Genomic DNA, 2686 nt, shown 5'->3' with positions numbered 1-2686 from the left:
CGGGCCGAAGCTCGGCGGCAAGCCGGTGCCACCCATCAGCCGCACCGCGCCGAAAGCGGCCAAGCCCTCCAAGCGCGCCGTCCGCGAGGCGCAGCCGACGCTGGCGCTCGAGCCGAAAAGCGACTACCAGCTCCCGCCGCTGAGCCTGCTGACGAAACCGAAATCCGCCGGCGCCGCAACGCTGATGAGCGACGAAGCGCTGCAGCAGAATGCGCGGCTCCTCGAATCCGTGCTCGACGATTTCGGCATCCGGGGCGAAATCATCAATGTGCGCCCCGGCCCCGTCGTGACGCTCTACGAACTCGAACCCGCTCCCGGCATCAAGTCGTCGCGCGTCATCGCGCTCGCCGACGACATCGCCCGTTCGATGAGCGCGGTTTCGGCCCGCGTCGCCGTCGTGCCGGGCCGCAACGCGATCGGCATCGAGCTTCCCAACGTCAAGCGCGAGATGGTCTTCCTGCGCGAGTTGCTCGAAACCTCGGATTACGAGAATGCGAGTTCGAAACTCGCGCTGGCGCTCGGCAAGAATATCGGCGGCGAGCCCGTCGTCTCCGACCTCGCCCGTATGCCGCATCTCCTGATCGCCGGCACCACGGGCTCGGGCAAGTCGGTCGGCATCAACACGATGATCCTGTCAATCCTCTACCGGCTCTCGCCCGACCAGTGCAAGCTGATCATGATCGACCCGAAGATGCTCGAACTCTCGGTCTATGACGGCATCCCGCATCTCCTCGCCCCCGTCGTGACGGAACCCAAAAAGGCCGTCGTCGCGCTTAAGTGGGTCGTCAAGGAGATGGAGGACCGCTACCGCAAGATGTCGAAGGTCGGCGTACGGAACATCGACGGCTACAATACCCGCGTCATCGACGCCGACGCCAAGGGCGAGGTGCTGGTGCGCACGGTGCAGACCGGCTTCGACAAGGAGACGGGGAAGGCGATCTACGAGGAAGAGGAGATGGACCTTTCGCCCATGCCCTTCATCGTCGTCATCGTCGACGAAATGGCCGACCTGATGATGGTGGCGGGCAAGGAAATCGAAGGCGCTGTGCAGCGCCTCGCGCAGATGGCCCGCGCCGCCGGCATCCACATCATCACCGCGACGCAGCGCCCCTCGGTCGACGTCATCACCGGCACGATCAAGGCGAATTTCCCGACGCGCATCTCGTTTCAGGTGACGTCGAAGATCGACAGCCGCACGATTCTGGGCGAACAGGGCGCCGAACAATTGCTCGGCCAGGGCGACATGCTCTACATGGCCGGCGGCGGCCGCATCCGCCGCGTCCACGGCCCCTTCGTCTCGGATGACGAAGTCGAGAAGGTCGTGACGTTCCTGAAACGTCAGGGCGTGCCGGAATATCTGGAAGCGATCACGGCGGAGCCGGAAGAAAACGGCGAGATGTTCGGTCTCGACGGCGAAGGCGGCGGCTCCGGCGACGATCTTTACGACAAGGCGGTGGCGATCGTCGCGCGCGACAAGCGCGCCTCGACGAGCTACATCCAGCGCCGGCTGCAGATCGGTTACAACCGCGCCGCGCGGCTGATCGAGCTTATGGAAGAACAGGGCGTCGTCAGCCCGCCCAATCATCAGGGCAAGCGGGAAGTCCTGGTCGGCGATCACTGACGAATGCGGACGACCGGCCGCGAAGCCTGAGGCTTTGGGGCCACAATCGAGATTCAAATTGAACCGCCCGCCTTTCTCCAGCAAAAGGCCTCAGGCGCGCCCTTCGTCTTTCTTCTTTTCGCCACAAAAGGCCAACATGATTTTTCTCATGAGAAACCTCGACCAAAGCCGGCGCGTCCGCCAGGCCATGCTCGTCACCGCGGCCCTGATCGGCCTCGGCGTGCTGGCGCTCGCGATCGCGACGGCCGACGTGACGGTGGCCCATGCGGCAACGCCCGCCGCCCGGGCGAACCTCAAGGCGCATCCGCTGAGCACGGAGGACAAGGCCGATGTCGAGCGGGTGGAAGCCTATCTGAACGGGCTTTCGGAGCTTCAGGGGAATTTCCTTCAGGTCGGCCCCGACGGCTCGCTGGCGGAAGGAAAGTTCTACCTCCGCCGTCCGGGCCGGCTGCGCTTTGAATATACCCCGCCGCAAAAGACCCTGGTCGTCGCCGACGGCACCTGGGTGGCGGTGAAGGACGGATTTTCGGCCGCCCAGCGCTATCCGATCAGCTCGACCCCGCTCGGCATCATCCTCGCCAGCAAGGTCGATCTCGCCGACAATGTCCGGGTGCTCGGCGTCGAGCGCCAGCCGGGCGTGTTGCGCGTCGTCCTTCAGGACAAGAGCGGCAATGCGCCGGGCGACCTCACCCTCGTCTTCGACGAACCGAACCTGCAGCTTCGCCAATGGGTGGTGACGGACGCGCAAGGTCTCCAGACGACGGTGGCACTTCGCAACACGCGTTCCGGCGTCAAGGCCGACAATGCCCTCTTCGTGCTTCAGGACGAGCAGCGGCCCGGCGTCGGCAAGCCGTAGCGCCGGGCTATTTTACCCGCGTTACGCTGCGCTGCCTTGACCGGCCCCCGGGGGCCCGTGTTAGCTCTTGAAGGCATGACCCGAAACCTTCCGAGACGACCGGTCGTCGGCATCCCCTGCGATGTGAAATTGCTGGGGGTCCATCCCTTTCACGCCGTGGGCGAGAAATACATCGCCGCGGTCGAAGGCGGAGCCGGCACGAAACCCAT

General features: G+C 64.9%; 2 protein-coding genes. Both read left to right on the top strand.

All coding sequences use genetic code 11. The features are described 5' to 3' along the window. On the top strand, nt 1–1621 hold a 1621-nt coding region (locus VMR03_RS15695; protein ID WP_325406874.1), incomplete at its 5' end, for a DNA translocase FtsK. 148 nt (nt 1622–1769) lie between these two features. Beyond that, a complete protein-coding gene (locus VMR03_RS15690) occupies nt 1770–2477 on the top strand; it encodes an outer membrane lipoprotein carrier protein LolA (RefSeq protein WP_325406873.1) in 708 nt (235 codons plus the stop codon). The last annotated feature ends 209 nt before the right edge of the window (nt 2478–2686 follow it).

The organism is Parvibaculum sp. (assembly GCF_035511255.1).
Classification (GTDB): domain Bacteria; phylum Pseudomonadota; class Alphaproteobacteria; order Parvibaculales; family Parvibaculaceae; genus Parvibaculum.
Note: the sequence above shows the minus strand (reverse complement) of the source record. Positions and strands in the feature narration are given on the sequence as shown.

Bases quoted from the DNA above. Each gene is read 5' to 3' on its own strand.
- VMR03_RS15690 (WP_325406873.1), top strand. From the start codon at position 1,770: ATGAGAAACCTCGACCAAAGCCGGCGCGTCCGCCAGGCCATGCTCGTC.